The sequence below is a fragment of the Azospirillum tabaci genome, assembly GCF_014596085.1.
GTDB classification, from domain to species: Bacteria; Pseudomonadota; Alphaproteobacteria; order Azospirillales; family Azospirillaceae; genus Azospirillum; species Azospirillum tabaci.
Window position 1 is genome coordinate 15,902 of sequence record NZ_JACCJY010000031.1, and the last position, 17,369, is coordinate 33,270.

Here is a 17,369-nt window from a genome sequence, read left to right on the forward strand (position 1 = left end):
TTCGTTCGTTGGTTCGGACGGTCAGGCTTTGAGCACCCGGCGCGGCGGCTCCTTGGCGGCCGGATCGCCGTGGGTCGGATCGTTGGGAGGACGGCGGAGCAGGGGCTTGACCGCCGGCCACATCGACCAGGCGAGGAAGATCGCGGACAGCGCCAGGATGGTGCCGCTGATCGGGCGGGTGAAGAACACCGCCATGTTGCCTTCGTAGTTGGCGAGCGAGGTGAGGAAGTAGCGCTCGCACAGCGGCCCCAGGATCACGCCGACCACCAGCGGGGCCGGCGGGAAGTTGGTGCGCTTCATGAAATAGCCGACGATGCCGAAGGCGAGGCAGACATAGACGTCGAAGAGGTTGTTGCGCACGCCGTAGGCGCCGACGACGCTCAGCACGATGATGAAGGCGCCGAGGATGGCCGGCGGCACGCGCATCAGCGTGGAGAAGACCCGCGCCACGCCCATCGCCGCGACGATCATCAGCAGGTTGGCGATCAGCATGCTGGCGAAGATCGTGTAGACCAGCGTGGTGTTCGAGGTGAAGAGGAGCGGGCCGGGGTTCAGCCCGTGGATCAGCATGGCGGCCAGCATGATCGCCGTGGCGGCGCTGCCGGGGATGCCCAGCGTCAGCAGCGGGATCATGGCGGTGCCGGTGGTCGCGTTCTTGGCCGCCTCCGGGGCCGCCAGCCCCTCCTCCATCCCGGTGCCGAAGCGGTCGCCCTTGCCGCAGGCCTGCTTCTCCACGCTGTAGGCAATGACCGCCCCCACCGTGGCCCCGGCGCCGGGGATGACGCCGATGGTGCAGCCGAGGCCGGTGCCGCGCAGGATCGAGGACTTCACCCGCCACAGGTCCGACAGGCCGACCTGCTTGCCGGGCTTCGTGGTGATGGAGCGGCCGCCGCCGGCCCGCTTGCAGATCAGGTCCACCACCTCGCCGATGGCGAACAGGCCGATCATCACGACCGTGAAGTTGATGCCGCTCTCCAGGTCGGGGACGCCCAGCGTCAGGCGGGGCATGCCGTACATCGGATCGACGCCGACCGTCCCGATCAGCAGGCCGAGGAACATCGAGAGCGCGCTCATCAGCGGCGCGTCCTTGGCGATGGCGATGACGCTGACGAGGCCCAGGATGGTGGCGGCGAAGAATTCCGGCTGGTCGAACTTCAACGCGAAGCTGGCGAAGGGCGGGGCGCCGAAAGTCAGCAGCAACGCGCTGGCCAGCCCACCGAAGGCGGACGCGGTGATGGCGATGCTCAACGCCCGCGAGGACAGGCCCTTGCGCGTCATCGGGTAGCCGTCCCAGCAGCTCGGCAGCGAGGCCGGGGTGCCGGGGATGTTGATGAGGATCGAGGAGATCGAACCGCCGAACACGCCACCCACATAGATGCCGCCGAGGAAGGACATCGCCGTGACCGGCGGCAGCAGGTAGGTGAAGGGCAGGGCGATGGCCATGGCGTTGACGAAGGAGATGCCCGGCAGCGCGCCGGCCACCACCCCGAGCATCAGGCCCGACACCAGGAAGACGAAATTGTACGGATCGAGGGCGCCGGCGAAGCCACCGGCCAGATTGGCGAGGATATCCATGGGACGATCCCTCCGGTGGCCGGCTCAGTAGATGCCGAGCAGGCGGTAGAGCGCGACGGTGAAGCCGTCGAAGACGCCTTGGCCGCGGTTCAGCGGCATCTGGGCGAGCAACACGAAGACGTAGAGCAGCACGACGCAGCCGATGCCGGTGACCAGCGCCAGAGTCAGCGGGCGCCGGATGCCCCCGATCAGGCACCACAGGGCGACGAAGGCGGCGGTGGCGACCGGAAAGCCGAGCTGCGGCAGGGCGAGGCCGTAGAGGACGACCAGCCCCAGCCCGATCATGGCGCGCCCATGGGCGTAGCCTTCGTATTCCTCGTCGATCGGCTTCTGCTGGTCGACCGCGCGGCGCAGCGCCAGGAGTTCCCTGCCGATCCAGATCAGGGCGCACAGCCCGACCGCGCCCAGCATCAGCCGGGGCCATCCCGCCGGCCCGATCGGGTCGGGCAGGCTGGCGATCATGGTGCTGTCGCGCACGATGTGTTGCGAGAGAAGAAGCGACCCGGCGAGCAGGGCCGCGGGTGTCGCCAGCCGGCGAAGACCGTGGGACAGGGGAGTCACGGTTCCCTCCCTGAGGAGCGATGAAGCGGGTGGGGCGAATTCGGAAGCGGACTCGGCCTCAGCCCGGTGTCTGGCCGACCGTCTTGGTCGCGAAGCGGTCCAGATAGCCCTTCACCGTCTCGTAGAAGGCCTTGACCTCCTCCTTGGCCTGGTCCGGCGTCACCAGCGTGTCGACGCAGGTGAAGGTGTCGGCGCAAAAGGTCTTCCATTCCGGGCTCGCCAGCACCTTCGCGGCGGCCTCGTGGAGCTTCTGCACGCGCTCGGGCGGCGTGCCGGCGGGCACCGCCAGCGTGCGGAAGTTCGGCAGGTCGCCGATGTCCAGCCCCAGCTCCGCCGAGGCGGGCACGTCGGGGAAGGAGGGGTGGCGCTGCTTGTCGAAGACGACGATCGGGCGCAGGTCGCCGGATTTCAGGAACTGGGCGACGTCGCCCGGCTCCTCGTAGATCGCGTCGGTGTGGCCGCCGATGGGCGAGGCGTAGCGCTCCGACGGGCGGGCGAAGGGGACGTTGGTCACCGGCACGCCCTGGCTTCCCAGATATTTCAGCGTGATGTCGTCCTGCGTGCCGTAGCCGGAGGTGGCGACGCGCAGCTTGCCGGGGTTGGCCTTGGCGTGGGCGGCGAACTCCTCGTAGGTCTTGAAGGGGCTGTTCTTGGAGACGTAGAGCATCGACGGCGAGTTCTGCATCATCGCCACATAGACGAAATCGTCCGGCTTCGCCGTGCCCAGGCCCGACGCCCAGGAGGAGACGGACAGCGCGATCAGCGTGCCGACCGTGTAGCCGTCGGCCGGGTTGGTCAGGACGCGGGTCAGGCCGGCATTGCCCGACGCTCCGGACACGTTCACGACGGGCATGGCGACGCGGAGATGCGGTTCGGCGAGGCGGGCGAACTGGCGCGCCATCAGGTCGGCGCCGCCGCCGGCCCCGAAGGTCGCGATGACCTCGATGGGGCGTGACGGGTAGTCGTCGGCGCGCGCGGGGTCGGATGACAGGACGGGTGTCAGCAGCGCGGCCACCGCCGCGGTGAGCGTCAAGGCGTTGCGGAGCATTTGCATTCCCTCCCAGGATTTGTTTTTTGACCGTCAGGCGTGCAGGCTGGGTGCGGCGCCTCCCTTGGCTGCGGTGGCGGGATAGGGCGCGCCCGGCGTGGCGGCGCGGCGGCGCCCGGCGGCGATCTGGGCGATGGCGGCGGCGGCGATGCGGGCCGCCGGCGGGTCGGCGCGCGAGGTGAGGACGATCGGCACCGCAGCACCCAGCACGACGCCCGCGGCGACCGCGTCCAGGAAATGCACCAGCGCCTTGAACAGGGCGTTGCCGGTCTCGATGTTCGGCACCACCAGGATGTCGGCGGCCCCGGCGCAGGGGTGGGACAGATTCTTGATCCGCGCCGCCTCGGCGGATACCGCGAGGTCGAGCGCCAGCGGCCCGAACACCGTCGCGCCCGGCACCTCCTGCCGGCACAGGCGGGTCAGCCGGTCGGCGTCCAGGCTGGAGGGGACGCGCTCCGTCACCTCCTCGGTGCAGGAGAGCAGCGCCACGCGCGGATCGTTGCCGCCGACCAGCCGCCACAGCTCCACGGCGTTGCGGATGATGTCCAGCCGGGTCGTCAGCGACGGCGCCACGTTGATCGCCGCGTCGGTGATGACCAGCTCGCGCCCCGATCCCGGCAGCGTCATGTGGAAGGCGTGGGTGAAGCGGCGCCCGGTGCGCAGCCCGCTCTTCGGGTCGAGCGCGGCGAGCATCAGCGTGTCGGTGTGGATGTGCCCCTTCATCAGCGCGCCCACGTCGCCGGAGCGGGCGAGCGCCACCGCGATCCGCGCCGCCGCCGCATCGTCGCGCGCCGGAACAACGCAGGCGCCGTGGAGCGTCCAGCCGATCCGGCGGGCGCTGTCGGCGATGGCCGCCGGATCGCCGACCAGGACCGGTTCGATGAGGCCGAGGGCGGTGGCGCGCCGCGCGCTTTCCAGCGCGACCGGCGAACCCGCGGCGACCACCGCCGTGGGAACCGGCTCCAGGGCGGCGCTGCGGGCCATCAGCCGGGCCGGGCATCCGGCGGCGGTCGTCTCAAGCGTCCTTGCCATGGCGTCCGTCTTCCTTAAGGTGAGAGGGCCGGCTCGGCCGGGGCGGCGTCGATGCCCAGCGCGTGGGCCATGTCGCTTGCGGCCCGGTGCAGGACCGGCAGCCGGTCGGCCACCGATTCCCGCGACAGCCGGACTTTCGGCGCCTGCACCGCCAGGGCGGCGATCATCCGTCCCGCGCCGTCGCGGATCGGCACTGCCGCGCAGAAGACGCCCGGCATGTATTCCTCGTCGTCGAAGGAATGGCCGCAGCCGGCGATGCGCTCCAACTCGGCGCGGAACAGCGCCGGGTCGCACAACGTCGCCGCCGCCATCCGGGGCAGCGGCAGGCAATCCAGCAGGCGCCGCCGCGGCAGTTCCGGCAGGAAGGCGAGGAACAGCTTGCCCATCGCCGTGCAGTGAAGCGGCACCCGCGAGCCGACGCCGAATTCCAGGCGCAGCGGCCAGCCTTCCACCTCGACGCGGTCGAGATAGACGACGTCGCCGCCTTCCAGCACGCCGATGTTGCAGGTCTCCCCAAGCTCCAGGCTGAGCGCCCGCAGCCGGGCGTGCGACGGCGCCTGGGCCAGGGAGCTGCGCAGCGTGTTGAGCGCCAGGCTGCGCAGTTTCGGGCCGACGGTCACCAGCCGGCCGTCGATCGGACGGGCGAGGAAACCGCGCTCCTCCAGCATGGCGATCAGCCGGTGCGCCGTCGGCTTCGGCAGGGCCAGCTTCTCGGCGATGTCCTTGACGGCCGTCGGCTGCCCCGCCCCGGCCACCGCCTCCAGCAACGCCAGGACGCGGTCGGCGAGGGGCCGACGGTCTCCGGAGCTGTTGTCGGAGGGGTCTTCGGTTGTCGGTTCGCGGGGCTCCTGCAACGGAGCGGAGCCCAAGGCGATCTTCCGCGTCATCGTTCCTCCCCGTGACTGGAAGCGTATCGCTCGGCCTCTTGGTCTCATTCAGCGATACGATTTGTATCATTAACTCACAGGACCTTGGGTCGCGCAAGCCCAAAAAGTTCGTGTACCCAATTATCCATGCATACGGGGGCATGCCCAGCCGGCTTCCCGCGGCTCGGGCGATGAAACGTCCGGTTTTGAAGAACGATGGGGGAGGGAGGCTATCCGAACTGCGCGGACAGGGCCTCGGCGCCGCGGCGCAGGATGGGCAGGACCTGCTCGACGCGGTCGTGCGACAGTCTGACCTTCGGGGCCTGCACGGCGATGGCCGCCACCGTCCGCCCCGTGGAGGAGAGGATCGGCACGGCCACGCAGAACACGCCCACCACATACTCCTCGTCGTCGAGCGAGTAGCCGCGCGCGGCGATGCGCTCCAGCTCGGCGGCCAGCGCGTCCGGATCCGTGAGGGTGTGGGCGGTCTGCGCGGAGAAGGGGCCGGAGGCGAGCAGGCGGCTGCGCATACCGTCCGGCAGGGTGGCGAGGAACAGCTTGCCCATGGCCGTGCAGTGCATCGGCACGCGCGATCCCACGCCGAACTGGAGCCGCAGGGGCCAGTGCTCGACCTCCACGCGGTCGAGATAGACGACGTCGCCGCCGTCGAGGACGCCGACGTTGCAGGTTTCCCCCAGCTCGGCGCTGACCGCGCGCAGCACGGAGCGGACCGGCGCGCGGGACAGCGAGGCCCGCAGGATGCCGACCGCCAGCCGCGCCGCCTCGACGCCGATGATGACGTCGCGCGTTTCCAGGTCCCGCGCCAGAAGCCCCTTGTCGATCAGGCCGTTGACGAGGCGGTGGGCGGTCGGCTTGGGCAGGCCGAGCGTCGTCCCGATGGTCTTGACCGCCAGCGGGCCGGAGGCCGACGCGACCAGTTCCAGGATCGCGAAGGTCCGGTCGGTGGCGGCGGCCTTCGGCTTGGCCGCGTCGTCGGGGACGTTGGCGGTGGCGGCGTCGGGAGTCTGCGTACTGTGTGTTTTCAAGGTTCGCCTGCCCTGGCGGTTTCAGCGTCTCATTGAGTGAGACGTGACGCATATAGACCGGCCGCTTTGCGCAGGCAATAGGCAACGGGTGCTGGGCGCTGGCTCGGAGGGGGGCGAGACAATCGCATGTGATATCCCCTCTCCCGTCCCGGGAGAGGGGAGGGGCCCGCGCGAAGCGTGGGAAGGGCGAGGGTACTGCCGAGAATCAGCGCCTTGATCCTCGGTTCCACCCTCACCCGCCCGCTGCGCGGGCACCCTCTCCCAGGGCGGGAGAGGGATTTGATGCCAAGGCGATTGCTGCGCGGAAGGGGACGCCATGACGGGGCTTACAAACACCCGACCGATCCGGGTTGCTGCCAATCCGAGGATGAATTTTGTGAAAAACGCCGGATTTGTAGAAAGATTTTCTACGATGTTGCACGGCCGCAGCCAAAAAAGTAAAAAATTCTCATGCCAACCATGCGATATTGATAATCACTACAGGGGCTTCACGAAAATTGCCGAGTCGTGAGTCAAAAAGAAAAACCATCAAGTAAAACCCTAGCTGTTCTGGGTTTTTACGTAAGAGAGAGGGACTTCCGTTGTCGACTTCATTTCTTCCATGGCGAACATTGACGAGACATCCTGAAGCTCGATGCGCTCGATGAGCTTTCGGTAGAAAGCGTCGTAGGCCTTGATGTCCGGAATGACCACCCGCAGCAGATAATCGATTTCGCCGCTCAGGCGATAGAGATCGACAACCTCCGGTATGTCGGCCACCACGCGGCGGAACTCCTCCAGCCATTCCGCCGAGTGTTTGCTGGTTCGGACGGCAACGAAGACGGTCACGTCGACGTTCAGCTTGGCCCGGTCCAGCAAGGCCACGCGGCGGCGGACATAGCCTTCCTGTTCAAGGCGTTGCACGCGGCGCCAGCAGGGGGTGGCGGACAGGCCGACCTGCTTGCCGAGGTCGGCGAGCGACAGCGTCGCGTCGGCCTGAAGGGCGGCCAGGATCTTCCGGTCGGTGGCGTCGATGGTCATCGGGGTTGCTCGGGGCCTTCGCGGTTGGGACGGATGATTTTGCTCGTTTGGCCCGCCAGGAGAAAAGCTTTTTCGTTTTGAGGATTTCGCATGCATCCGCATGCCGCCACCGCGGGCAGACCGCCCAGCCTTTGAGCACCGGCGACGGTCGCCACCACAGGGCCAAACCAGGAAAGATCAGGATGATGACCGACACCATCGCCACGGACAAAGCCCCGGCCGCCATCGGCCCCTACGCCCAGGCCCGCGTCGCCGGGGGGCTGCTGTTCGTCTCCGGCCAGCTGCCGATCGACCCGGCCACCGGGGCCTTCGCCGGCCCGGACGCGCCCACCCAGGCGGCGCGCAGCCTGACCAACATCGCGGCGATCGCCGAGGCCGCCGGAACCAGCCTGGCGAAGGCGGTGAAAATGACCGTCTACGTGACCGACCTCACCCAGTTCAAGGCGGTGAACGAGGTCTATGCCGGCTTCTTCCAGGCGCCGTTCCCCGCCCGCTCGACCGTCGAGGTGTCGGCGCTGCCGCTCGGCGCGTCGGTCGAGATCGACGCCGTCATCGCGCTTTGAGGGTGACATGACCGCTTCCGCGCAGACCGTGCCGTTCTCTCCCGGCGCCGGTTCGATCCGTCAGCCGTTCCGCCTCGATTACACCCCGCTCCCCGAGGCCACCGGCCGCGACTGGACCCGGCGCGCGATCGAGCTGTTGGAGACCGAGGCGGCGCGGTCGCCCGACACCCCGCTGCTGAAGCTCGATGTTCCGGAACTGTCCGGGATCGACGTTTATCTGAAGGACGAATCGACCCACCCCACCGGCAGCCTGAAGCACCGCGTCGCGCGGTCGCTGCTGCTGTTCGCGATCTGCAACGGGCGGATCGGCGAGGGCACGCCGGTGATCGAGGCGTCGTCGGGCTCCACCGCGGTGTCGGAAGCCTATTTCGCCCGGCTGCTCGGCCTTCCCTTCCACGCGGTGATGCCGCGCGGCACCTCGGACGAGAAGATCGCCGCCATCGAATTGCACGGCGGGCGCTGCCACTTCGTCGAATCCTCCAAGGCGATCTACGCCGAGGCGGCGGCGCTGGCGGCGCGGCAGGGCGGCGTCTATCTCGACCAGTTCACCTACGCCGAGCGCGCCACCGACTGGCGCACCGACAACATCGCCCAGTCGATCTTCGGCCAGATGCGCAGCGAGCGCCACCCGGTGCCGGACTGGATCGTGATGAGCGCCGGGACCGGCGGCACCGCCGCCACCATCGGGCGCCACATCCGCTACCGCCATCTGCCGACCCGGCTGTGCGTTCCCGACGCCGAGCATTCGGTCTTCTACGACAGCTTCGTCAACCGCGACGCCGCGCTCACCTGCGAGCGCGGATCGCGCATCGAGGGCATCGGGCGGCCCCGCGTCGAGCCGTCCTTCATCCCCGAGGTCGTCGACCAGATGATCAAGGTGCCCGACGTGGTCTCGCTGGCGGCGATGCGGGTGCTGTCGCGGCGGCTCGGCCGGATGGTCGGCGGGTCCACCGGGACCAACTTCTTCGGGCTGTGCTGGATCGCCGGACGGATGCGCGACGCCGGGCGCGCGGGGTCGCTGGTGACGCTGATCTGCGATTCCGGCGAGCGCTACCGCAACACCTACCACGACGACGCCTGGATGGCGCGGGCCGGTTTCGACACCGCCGCCGACGAGGCGCGGATCGAGGCCTTCCTGCAGGGTGGCCCGTCCCTCTGAAGCAAAAAGAACAAGCGCTTTCAAGAAATAAAAATCGCCACCGCAAGACAATTGGCAGAAAAACAGGAGCATTCACCGATGGACGAGTTTCGCACACTTCTGCGCAACGCGATGAAGAGCCGCGCGATGGTCTATGAGGCGGCCTTCGACGAGATGCGCAAGGAGATCGGCGAGGAGAAGGCCCGGGAGATCATGGCGCGCACCATTTATCGCCGGGGTGCGGCCATCGCCCATAATTTCGCGCCGCACGCCCCGGCCGATCTGGCCGGCCTGCGCGACTCCTTCCTGAAGTTCATCCCCGACGCCGAAGCCCAGTTCGGGCCGGAGGTCGTGCGCTGCACCGACGAAGTGCTGGAGATCCGCTTCCACACCTGTCCGCTGAAGGAAGCCTGGCTGGAGGCCAACCTGCCGGCCGAGACGGTGGAGACGCTCTGCGAACTCGCCGGCGCGGTCGACAAGGGCACCTTCGAGACCGCCGGCTTCGAGATCGAGGTCGACACCTGGAAGCCGGGCCGCAGCACCTGCTGCCACCTGACGATCACGCCGGGCGTCGCCGCCCCGGCCGCTGCGAATTGACCGTCCAGCCTCGCCGACAGGGGAACCGAACCATGAGGAAGAACGCCATTCTCGGCGCCGTTCTGGGCGCCATGCTGGCCACCACCGCCGTCCAGGCCGCCGACCGCGAGATCGTCATCGGCTATCAGGCGCCGCTCAGCGGCGACCGCAGCCAGTATGGCGAGATGTTCCGCAACGCCGCCCAGATCAAGCTGGAGGAGTTCAACGCCTCGGGCAAGCTGGCCGGCGCCAAGGTCGCCATCACCTTCGAGGACAGCAAGGACGATCCCAAGGAGGCGCGCAACATCGCGCACAAGTTCCTCGACAATTCCAAGGTCGTCGGGGTGATCGGCGACTTCTCCTCCACCGTGTCGATGGCGGCAGGCGAGATCTACGCGGCGGAGAAGATGCCGCAGCTCTCCCAAACCGCCTCGCACCCCGATTTCACCAAGCTCAGCCCCTGGCAGTTCCGCAACATCACCACCCAGGCTTTCGAAGGCCCGTACAACGCCGACTGGATCATCGCGGCGGGCATGAAGACGGCGGCGGTGATCTACATCCAGAACGACTGGGGCATCTCGGCGCTCGACGGCTTCGTCAGCGGCTTCAAGGCCAAGGGCGGCAAGATCACCGCCACCGAGGCGTTCAACCCCGGCAACCGCGACTTCCGCTCCATCCTGACCAAGGTCGCCCGGCAGAAGCCCGACGTGATCTACCTCGCGATGTTCTACGAGGAGGGGGCTGCCTTCGCCCAGCAGCGCGAGCAGCTCGGCATCAAGATCCCGCTCTACGGCACCAGCTCCCTCTATTCGCCCAAGCTGATCGAGCTGGGGCGTGAATCGGTGGAGGGGCTGCATCTCGCCACCACCTTCACGCCCGACAACCCCGACCCGGCGGTCCAGACCTTCGTGAAGGAATACGCCGCGCGCTTCAAGTCGGAGCCCGGCATGTTCGCCGCCCAGGCCTACGACGCGGTCGGCATCATGCTGGACGCCGTCGCCAAGGCCGGCCCGTCGGTGACGCGCGAGAGCCTGCGCGACGCGCTGGCCGCCACCAGCGGCTATCCCGGCGTGACCGGCGCCACCAGCTTCGACCCCGTCACCCGCGAGCCGGCCAAGGCGCTGGCGAAGATGATGGTGAAGGACGGCCGCTTCCAGGTCGTGACCGGCCCGTGACCGGTAGCGTCTAGGACGCCCCGGGGACGCCCCAGGGCTTTCCACACGATTCTCCTTTCGGGACACACGCCGTGGTGCGCGCTCCGCCGGGACCGGCGGGCGCGCTCCCCGAAGCCTGGAGCACGCCATGGTCTTCGATGTCTTCTTCCTTCAGCAGGTCATCAACGGCCTGTCCATCGGGTGCGTCTACGCCCTGATGGCGATCGGCTTCACGCTGATCTTCGGCGTCCTGAACGTCGTCAACTTCGCCCACGGCGAGGTCTACACCATCGGCGCCTTCGTCGGGCTGATGGTCATCACCGCGATGGCCCCGCCGCTGCTGGCGGTGGTGCCGCTGGTCCTGGCGGTGGGCGCCGCGTCCGGCGTCGGGCTGGAGCGCATCGCCTTCCGCCCCTTCCGCCGCTTCACCGACGAGGCCAGCCAGAAATCCCGCGCCATGCGCGAGGCGACGCTGCTCTCCTCGCTCGCCGTGTCGATCGTGACGCGCGAGATCATGATGCACATCTTCGGCGGCGACATGCAGGGCATCCCGTCCGGCTACCTGCTGCAGCAGCCGGTCGCCATCGGGCCGATCATGGTCGCCAGCGGCAGCCTGGTCATCTTCGCCACCTCCGCCGTCATGCTGGGCGCGCTGCAGTTCCTGCTCTACCGCACCCAGACCGGCCTCGGCATCCGCGCCGTGTCCAACAACCAGCTCGGCGCCCGCTACGTCGGCATCAACACCGACCGCACCATCGTCACCACCTTCGCGGTCGGCTCGATGCTGGGCGCCACGGCGGGAATCCTGGTCGGCCTCTACGACGGCGCCATCTCGCCGCACATGGGCTTCGCGCCGGGGGTGAAGGCCTTCGTCGCCATGGTGATGGGCGGCCTGTCGAGCATCCCGGGGGCGGTCGCCTGCGCCCTGCTGCTCGGCGTGTCGGAAAGCATCGCGACCGAGTTCCTGTCGAGCGGCTGGAAGGACCTGATCACCTACAGCCTTCTGGTCATCACGCTGGTCTTCTTCCCGCAAGGATTGTTCGGACATGGACGTGAACGTGCCTGACGCCCGGCTGATGCCGGATACCCTCGCGCCGCCCGCCGCGTTTTCCGGGCGAGGCCGGCGGTTCGCCTGGACCTTCCTCCTGCTGGCGGTCGCCTTCGGCGCCGTGCCCGCCGCGATCGTCGGCACCGGGTCCAGCTACCTCGCCCAGATTGCCATCACGACGATGATCTTCGTCATCCTGTCGGCCAGCCTGAACCATGTGACGGGCACCGCCGGGCTGCTGTCCATCGGCCACGCCGCCTTCTACGGCATCGGCGCCTACGCGGCGGCCCTGCTGTCCACGAAGCTCGGCCTGCCCTTCGTCGTCACGCTGCCGGCGGCGGGGTTGATCGCCGCGCTGTTCGGCTTCCTGGTGGCGCTGCCGACCATGCGGCTGGTCAGCATCTACTTCGCCGTCGCCACGCTCGGCATCGGCGAGATGATCTACGTGGTCCTGCTGAACTGGGTGGACGTGACCCGCGGCCCGATGGGCATCCGCGGCATCCCGCCGATCGAGCTGTTCGGCTGGCAGGCCGACACGCTGCTCAGCCGCTATCTGGCGGTCGCGGTCATCGCCGTCGCCTGCGTCTGGGTGCTGCACCGGCTGACCCACTCCTACTACGGCAACGCGCTGCGGGCTCTGCGCGAGGACGACCAGTGCGCCGACAGCATGGGCATCAACGTGGAGCGGCTGAAGATCGAGTCCTTCGTCGTCGCCACCTTCTTCGCCGGCATCGCCGGGGCGCTGCTGGCCCACACCTCCGCCTACATCGCGCCGGACAACTTCCGCTTCATGGAATCGATCCTGATCCTGGCGATGGTGGTGGTCGGCGGGCTGGGCAGCCTTCCCGGCGCGGTCGTCGGCGCCCTGTTCATGATCGTCCTCCCGGAGGCGCTGCGCGACATCGGCGATTACCGCATGATCGCCGTCGGGGCGACCATGTTCCTGTCCATCCTGCTGCTGCCCAAGGGCATGCTGGCCGAAGGCACCGCGCTGGGCTTCGTCCGCCGCTCCTTCTCCCGCGGCTGGGCCACCATCGCCGGCGGCACGCCCGTCGGCTGGAAGTGAGGCGGATCATGAGCAACACGCTTCTCTCCATCCAGGGGCTGACCCGGCGCTTCGGCGGCCTTCTGGCGGTCAGCGATGTCAGCGCCACCATCGCCAAGGGCGAGCTGGTCGGGCTGATCGGCCCCAACGGCGCCGGCAAGACCACCCTGTTCAACCTGATCACCGGCTTCACCCCGCCGTCGGACGGCACCGTGACCTTCGACGGGCAGGACGTCACGGGGCGCAAGCCCTGGCAAATCGCCCGCATGGGCATGGGCCGCACCTTCCAGAACCTGCGCGTCTTCCCGAACATGACGGTGTTCGACAACGTGTCCGTCGGGGCGGTCGGCGCCTTCGGCCAGTCGCCCTGGCGGGCGCTGGTCAACGGCGGCGCCCACAGCCGCGCGGTCAGCGAGCGGAGCTGGGAGGCGCTGGAGCGCGTCGGCCTGACCGCCCAGGCCGGGGACATCGCCGCCAACCTGTCCTACGGCAAGCGCAAGTATCTGGAGATCGCCCGCGCCCTGGCGACCGCGCCCCGCCTGCTGATCCTCGACGAGCCGGCGGCCGGCCTCAACGACACCGAGACGGCGGAGCTGGCCGACTTCATCCGCCGCCTGCACGCCGGCGGCGTCACCGTCCTGCTGGTCGAGCACGACATGGGGCTGGTGATGGGAAGCTGCAGCCGCGTCATCGTCCTGGCGTCCGGCCGCAAGATCGCCGACGGCACGCCGGAGGCGGTGCAGCGCGATCCCGCCGTCCTCGAAGCCTATCTGGGAGTGGAAGACGATGCCGCTTGACGCCGCACACGCCGTCGCCACCCGCCGCATCCTGGAGGTCCGCGACCTGACGGTGCGCATGGGGCCGCAGGAGATCCTGCGCGGCGTCTCGCTCGACGTAGCCGAGGGGGCCATCGTCGCCGTGCTGGGCGCCAACGGCGTCGGCAAGACCACGCTGATGCGCGCCCTGTCCGGCATCTACCGCACCAGCGGCGGCGCCACCGTCTTCGACGGCCAGGACATGACCGACAGCCCCAGCCATGAGGTGGTGCGCCGCGGCCTTGCCCAGGCGCCGGAGGGGCGGCAGATCTTCGGCACCATGACGGTGCGGGAGAACCTGCTGCTGGGCGGGCGGACGCTGCGCAACGACCGCGCCGCCCGCATGGAGCGGATGCTGGAGCTGTTCCCCCGCCTGCGTGAGCGGCTGACCCAGAAGGCGGGATCGCTGTCGGGCGGCGAGCAGCAGATGCTGTGCATCGCCCGCGCTCTGATGTCGAAGCCGCGCCTGCTGCTGCTGGACGAGCCGTCGCTCGGCCTCGCGCCGATGGTGGTGAAGCAGATCTTCGACCTGCTGGTCCAGATCCGCGGCGAGGGCACCTCGATCCTACTGGTCGAGCAGAACGCCCGCGCCGCGCTGCGCGTCGCCGATCACGCCTATGTCATGGAGGCGGGAAGGGTGACACTCTCGGGCAGCGCCGCCGATCTGGCCGCCGACCCGCGCGTGCGGGCGGCCTATCTGGGCGGCTGATGGAAAAAGGATCGCAGCGATGACCACCGACACCGAAAACGCCGCTCCCGCCCCAACTCCCGCTCCTGCCCCTCTGCCCATTCTGGAGCGGCGGCGCATCGAGGCGGCCTTCGCCAAGGCGCTCTACGACCAGCTCCTGCCCGAGATCGGTCGGGAGCGGGCGCGCGCCGTGCTCGCCCGCGCCATCGAGGTGATGGCCCGCGAGGCCGGCGCCGCCATGGCGGCGGAGGACCGCGCCACCCGCGGCACCGCCGACCTCGCCACCTTCCACGAGCGGCTGGCCCTGTGGACCGCCGGGGATGCCCTGCGGCTGGAGGTGATCGAGAGCGGCCCCGACCGGCTGGGCTTCAACGTCACCCGCTGCCGCTACGCCGAAAGCTACCGCGCCATGGGCGTGGAGGAGATCGGCGACATCCTGTCCTGCAACCGGGACGGCGAGTTCATGTGCGGCTACCGGCCCGACGTCCGCTTCACCCGCACCCAGACCATCATGCAGGGCGCCAGCCACTGCGACTTCCGCTACAGCCTGCCGGCGGGCGGACCCCAGGAGTCCCCGGAATGACCATCCCCGCGAACGTCCGCCTGCATCCCGCCGCCGAGGCCCTGGCCCCGGAGATGCGGCAGTGGCGGCACCATCTGCACGCCCATCCGGAAACCGCCTTCGAGGAGCACGAGACCGCCGCCTTCGTCGCCGACAAGCTGCGCGCCTTCGGGCTGGAGGTGGCGACGGGGCTGGGGCGCACCGGCGTGGTCGGCACGCTGAAGGGCCGGCGGCCCGGCGGCCGCGCCATCGCGCTGCGCGCCGACATGGACGCGCTGCACATCCACGAGACCAACGAGTTCGCCCACCGTTCGGTCAACCCAGGCCGGATGCACGCCTGCGGCCACGACGGCCACACCACGATGCTGCTGGGGGCCACCAAGGTCCTGGCCGACGACCCCGACTTCGCCGGGACGCTGCACGTCATCTTCCAGCCGGCCGAGGAGAACGAGGGCGGCGCCCGCGAGATGATCGCCGACGGGCTGTTCGAGCGGTTTCCGGTGGAGGGCGTCTACGGCATGCACAACTGGCCAGGCCTGCCGCTGGGGCAGATCGCGCTGCGGCCGGGGCCGATGATGGGCAGCTACGACATCTTCGAGGTGACGGTCCACGGCAAGGGCAGCCACGCCGCCATGCCGCATCTCGGCCACGACCCGATGACCGCCGCCGGCCATCTGCTGACCACCCTGCAGACCATTCCGGGGCGCAGCCTGCACCCGCTGGACAGCGCCGTGGTCTCCACCACCTGGATCACCGGCGGCGACACCTGGAACGTCATCCCGGCGGAGGTCACGCTGCGCGGCACCGTCCGCGCCTTCAAGGAGGGGGTGCAGGACATGGTCGAGGCGCGGCTGCGCGCGCTGGCCGAGCACACCGCCGCCGCCTTCGGCTGCACCGCCAGCGTGCGCTACGAGCGGCGCTACCCGGCGACGGTCAACAGCGCCGCCGAGACCGCGCTGTGCGCCCGCGTCGCCGCCGCGCTGGTCGGGGAGGGGAACATCGACCACGATCCGATGCCTTCCATGGGGGCGGAGGATTTCGCCTTCATGCTGAAGGAGCGGCCCGGCTGCTACGTCTGGCTGGGCAACGGGCCGACGGACGGCGGCTGCCTGCTGCACAACCCCGGCTACGACTTCAACGACGCCAACCTGGCCATCGGCGCCAGCTATTGGGTAGCGCTGGCCAAGACGCTGCTGGTCGAGGAGGGGGCGCGATGAGCGCGCTTCTCAAACCGCTGCTGGATGCGCCGCTTCCGGAGTCCCACTGGGCGGCGAGCGCCATCGCCGGGCCGGAGACCGGTCCGCTGGACGGGGTGGTCGGGGTGGATGTGGCGGTGGTCGGGGCGGGCGTCACCGGCCTGTCGACGGCGATCCATCTGGCCGAGCAGGGCGTGCGCGTGGCGGTGCTGGAGGCGCGCGAGCCGGGCTTCGGCGGGTCGGGCCGCAACAACGGCCAGATCATCCCGACTCTGTCGCGCCTCGACCCCGCCAACCTGACGGCGGCCTACGGCGAGGTGAAGGGATCGGCGCTGGCCCGCATGGTCGGCGGGTCGGCAGCGCTGGTCTTCGACCTGATCGAGCGCCACCGGATGCGCTGCGACGGCGTGCAGAAGGGCTGGATCCAACCGGCCCACCGGCCCGGCCGCATGAAGGCGGCCGAGCAGCGGGTCGCGCAGTGGCGGGCGTTGGGGGCGGAGGTCGCGCTGCTCGACGCGGCGCAGACGGAGCGGGCGCTCGGCACGCGCTTCTGGCACGGCGCCATGGTCGCCCCGACCGGCGGGCATGTGAACCCGCTGTCGCTGGCCCGCGAGATGGCGCGGGCCGCCCTCGGGCTGGGCGTTTCCATCCACAGCGACACGCCGGTCTCCGCCATCGACCGTGTCGGAACCGCTTGGCGGCTGACCACGCCGCAGGGCTGCGTGACCGCCGACCGCGTCGTGCTGGCGACCAACGCCTACACCGACGATCTGTGGCCCGGGCTGCGCCGCTCCGTCGTGCCGGTGCTGAACTTCCAGATGGTGACGGAGCCGCTGCCCGCCGCCCTGCGCGCCAGCGTGCTGCCCTCCGACATGGCGTGCAGCGACACCCGCGGCGACCTGCATTTCTTCCGCTGGACCGCCGACAACCGGCTGGTCTCCGGCTGCACGCTGGTGCGGTCGGCCGACGCCGAGCGGCGGGCGCGCGAGCGCACGCGGGAGCGCATCCGCCGCGTCTTCCCCCAGATCGGCAATCCGGCCATCGCGCGGAGCTGGAGCGGGCATCTGGCGATGACCGCCGATTTCCGGCCCCATTTCCACGAGCTGGCACCCGGCGTGACCGGGGCGGTCGGCTACAACGGGCGCGGCATGGCGCTGGGCACCGCCGTGGGCCGCGAACTGGCGCGCCACGCGATGGGGACGGGCGCGCCAGAGCTGGCCTTGCCCTTCACTCCGGTGAAGCCGCTGCCGTTCCACGATCTGGTGACGCGCTTCTCCCGGCTCTACATGCTGCATCTGCGCCGGCTGGACCGCATGGACTAAGGGTGGGCGACCATCCCTCTCCCAGGGCGGAAGAGGGGGCGCCGTCCGGCGGTTGACAGTCCGGGGTGGCCCGGCCACTGTGGCGCCATCCCGAAGCGGCCCCACGCGGATTGC

18 protein-coding genes are annotated in these 17,369 nt (G+C 69.5%); 11 read left to right on the forward strand and 7 right to left on the reverse strand.

From position 1 onward, the window contains the following. Positions 1-21: 21 nt before the first annotated feature. The 7 genes from H0B54_RS23480 to H0B54_RS23510 form a co-directional block, all read right to left on the reverse strand. A complete protein-coding gene (locus H0B54_RS23480) occupies positions 22-1,575 on the reverse strand; it encodes a tripartite tricarboxylate transporter permease (protein WP_188262329.1) in 1,554 nt (517 codons plus the stop codon). Between the two features lie 24 nt (positions 1,576-1,599). Next, positions 1,600-2,136 carry a tripartite tricarboxylate transporter TctB family protein gene (locus H0B54_RS23485; RefSeq protein WP_188262330.1) on the reverse strand — a complete coding sequence of 179 codons (537 nt, stop codon included), beginning with the start codon at positions 2,134-2,136 and terminating at the stop codon, positions 1,600-1,602. A 58-nt stretch (positions 2,137-2,194) separates the two neighbouring features. Continuing rightward, a complete protein-coding gene (locus H0B54_RS23490) occupies positions 2,195-3,184 on the reverse strand; it encodes a Bug family tripartite tricarboxylate transporter substrate binding protein (protein ID WP_188262331.1) in 990 nt (329 codons plus the stop codon). A 33-nt stretch (positions 3,185-3,217) separates the two neighbouring features. Continuing rightward, complete coding sequence (locus H0B54_RS23495) at positions 3,218-4,216, reverse strand: bifunctional enoyl-CoA hydratase/phosphate acetyltransferase (RefSeq protein ID WP_188262332.1); 999 nt, start codon at positions 4,214-4,216, stop codon at positions 3,218-3,220. Between the two features lie 14 nt (positions 4,217-4,230). After that, entirely contained in the window at positions 4,231-5,103 is an 873-nt protein-coding gene (locus H0B54_RS23500; protein ID WP_188262333.1) for an IclR family transcriptional regulator, read from the reverse strand. A gap of 209 nt (positions 5,104-5,312) precedes the next feature. Then, the gene (locus H0B54_RS23505) at positions 5,313-6,128 is read right to left on the reverse strand and encodes an IclR family transcriptional regulator (RefSeq protein ID WP_188262334.1); all 816 of its coding nucleotides are present in this window, start codon (positions 6,126-6,128) and stop codon (positions 5,313-5,315) included. Positions 6,129-6,668: 540 nt separating this feature from the next. Then, positions 6,669-7,148 carry an Lrp/AsnC family transcriptional regulator gene (locus tag H0B54_RS23510; RefSeq protein ID WP_014200210.1) on the reverse strand — a complete coding sequence of 160 codons (480 nt, stop codon included), beginning with the start codon at positions 7,146-7,148 and terminating at the stop codon, positions 6,669-6,671. Between the two features lie 182 nt (positions 7,149-7,330). On the opposite strand from H0B54_RS23510, the gene H0B54_RS23515 reads away from it, so the two are divergent. The 11 genes from H0B54_RS23515 to H0B54_RS23565 all read left to right on the forward strand — a co-directional run bounded on the left by H0B54_RS23515 (position 7,331) and on the right by H0B54_RS23565 (position 17,255). Beyond that, positions 7,331-7,711, forward strand: a complete 381-nt coding sequence (locus H0B54_RS23515; RefSeq protein ID WP_014200209.1) for a Rid family detoxifying hydrolase — start codon at positions 7,331-7,333, stop codon at positions 7,709-7,711. Between the two features lie 7 nt (positions 7,712-7,718). Beyond that, a complete protein-coding gene (locus H0B54_RS23520; RefSeq protein WP_188262335.1) occupies positions 7,719-8,870 on the forward strand; it encodes a PLP-dependent cysteine synthase family protein in 1,152 nt (383 codons plus the stop codon). Between the two features lie 78 nt (positions 8,871-8,948). Beyond that, entirely contained in the window at positions 8,949-9,446 is a 498-nt protein-coding gene (locus tag H0B54_RS23525) for an L-2-amino-thiazoline-4-carboxylic acid hydrolase (protein WP_188262336.1), read from the forward strand. A 32-nt stretch (positions 9,447-9,478) separates the two neighbouring features. Next, the gene (locus tag H0B54_RS23530; RefSeq protein WP_188262337.1) at positions 9,479-10,600 is read left to right on the forward strand and encodes an ABC transporter substrate-binding protein; all 1,122 of its coding nucleotides are present in this window, start codon (positions 9,479-9,481) and stop codon (positions 10,598-10,600) included. A gap of 127 nt (positions 10,601-10,727) precedes the next feature. Further along, positions 10,728-11,645 carry a branched-chain amino acid ABC transporter permease gene (locus H0B54_RS23535; RefSeq protein WP_188262338.1) on the forward strand — a complete coding sequence of 306 codons (918 nt, stop codon included), beginning with the start codon at positions 10,728-10,730 and terminating at the stop codon, positions 11,643-11,645. Next, the gene (locus H0B54_RS23540; protein ID WP_188262339.1) at positions 11,626-12,693 is read left to right on the forward strand and encodes a branched-chain amino acid ABC transporter permease; all 1,068 of its coding nucleotides are present in this window, start codon (positions 11,626-11,628) and stop codon (positions 12,691-12,693) included. The genes H0B54_RS23535 and H0B54_RS23540 overlap by 20 nt, the downstream gene beginning before the upstream one ends. An 8-nt stretch (positions 12,694-12,701) precedes the next feature. Next, positions 12,702-13,469 carry an ABC transporter ATP-binding protein gene (locus H0B54_RS23545; protein ID WP_094307113.1) on the forward strand — a complete coding sequence of 256 codons (768 nt, stop codon included), beginning with the start codon at positions 12,702-12,704 and terminating at the stop codon, positions 13,467-13,469. After that, positions 13,459-14,196, forward strand: a complete 738-nt coding sequence (locus H0B54_RS23550; RefSeq protein WP_188262340.1) for an ABC transporter ATP-binding protein — start codon at positions 13,459-13,461, stop codon at positions 14,194-14,196. Before H0B54_RS23545 ends, H0B54_RS23550 begins: the two co-directional genes overlap by 11 nt. 19 nt (positions 14,197-14,215) lie before the next feature. Beyond that, on the forward strand, positions 14,216-14,758 hold the full coding sequence (locus tag H0B54_RS23555) for an L-2-amino-thiazoline-4-carboxylic acid hydrolase (protein ID WP_188262341.1): 543 nt from the start codon (positions 14,216-14,218) through the stop codon (positions 14,756-14,758). Next, positions 14,755-15,954: a M20 aminoacylase family protein gene (locus H0B54_RS23560; RefSeq protein WP_188262342.1), complete on the forward strand. Its 1,200-nt coding sequence runs from the start codon at positions 14,755-14,757 to the stop codon at positions 15,952-15,954. Before H0B54_RS23555 ends, H0B54_RS23560 begins: the two co-directional genes overlap by 4 nt. Continuing rightward, a complete protein-coding gene (locus H0B54_RS23565; protein ID WP_188262343.1) occupies positions 15,951-17,255 on the forward strand; it encodes an NAD(P)/FAD-dependent oxidoreductase in 1,305 nt (434 codons plus the stop codon). The genes H0B54_RS23560 and H0B54_RS23565 overlap by 4 nt, the downstream gene beginning before the upstream one ends. Positions 17,256-17,369: the final 114 nt, after the last annotated feature.

Coding starts and splice junctions, on each gene's coding strand:
- H0B54_RS23550 (WP_188262340.1), top strand. CDS start 13,459: ATGCCGCTTGACGCCGCACACGCCGTCGCCACCCGCCGCATCCTGGAG.
- H0B54_RS23565 (WP_188262343.1), top strand. CDS start 15,951: ATGAGCGCGCTTCTCAAACCGCTGCTGGATGCGCCGCTTCCGGAGTCC.
- H0B54_RS23535 (WP_188262338.1), top strand. CDS start 10,728: ATGGTCTTCGATGTCTTCTTCCTTCAGCAGGTCATCAACGGCCTGTCC.
- H0B54_RS23510 (WP_014200210.1), bottom strand. CDS start 7,148: ATGACCATCGACGCCACCGACCGGAAGATCCTGGCCGCCCTTCAGGCC.
- H0B54_RS23520 (WP_188262335.1), top strand. CDS start 7,719: ATGACCGCTTCCGCGCAGACCGTGCCGTTCTCTCCCGGCGCCGGTTCG.
- H0B54_RS23515 (WP_014200209.1), top strand. CDS start 7,331: ATGATGACCGACACCATCGCCACGGACAAAGCCCCGGCCGCCATCGGC.
- H0B54_RS23525 (WP_188262336.1), top strand. CDS start 8,949: ATGGACGAGTTTCGCACACTTCTGCGCAACGCGATGAAGAGCCGCGCG.
- H0B54_RS23560 (WP_188262342.1), top strand. CDS start 14,755: ATGACCATCCCCGCGAACGTCCGCCTGCATCCCGCCGCCGAGGCCCTG.
- H0B54_RS23495 (WP_188262332.1), bottom strand. CDS start 4,216: ATGGCAAGGACGCTTGAGACGACCGCCGCCGGATGCCCGGCCCGGCTG.
- H0B54_RS23530 (WP_188262337.1), top strand. CDS start 9,479: ATGAGGAAGAACGCCATTCTCGGCGCCGTTCTGGGCGCCATGCTGGCC.
- H0B54_RS23540 (WP_188262339.1), top strand. CDS start 11,626: ATGGACGTGAACGTGCCTGACGCCCGGCTGATGCCGGATACCCTCGCG.
- H0B54_RS23500 (WP_188262333.1), bottom strand. CDS start 5,103: ATGACGCGGAAGATCGCCTTGGGCTCCGCTCCGTTGCAGGAGCCCCGC.
- H0B54_RS23490 (WP_188262331.1), bottom strand. CDS start 3,184: ATGCTCCGCAACGCCTTGACGCTCACCGCGGCGGTGGCCGCGCTGCTG.
- H0B54_RS23480 (WP_188262329.1), bottom strand. CDS start 1,575: ATGGATATCCTCGCCAATCTGGCCGGTGGCTTCGCCGGCGCCCTCGAT.
- H0B54_RS23555 (WP_188262341.1), top strand. CDS start 14,216: ATGACCACCGACACCGAAAACGCCGCTCCCGCCCCAACTCCCGCTCCT.
- H0B54_RS23545 (WP_094307113.1), top strand. CDS start 12,702: ATGAGCAACACGCTTCTCTCCATCCAGGGGCTGACCCGGCGCTTCGGC.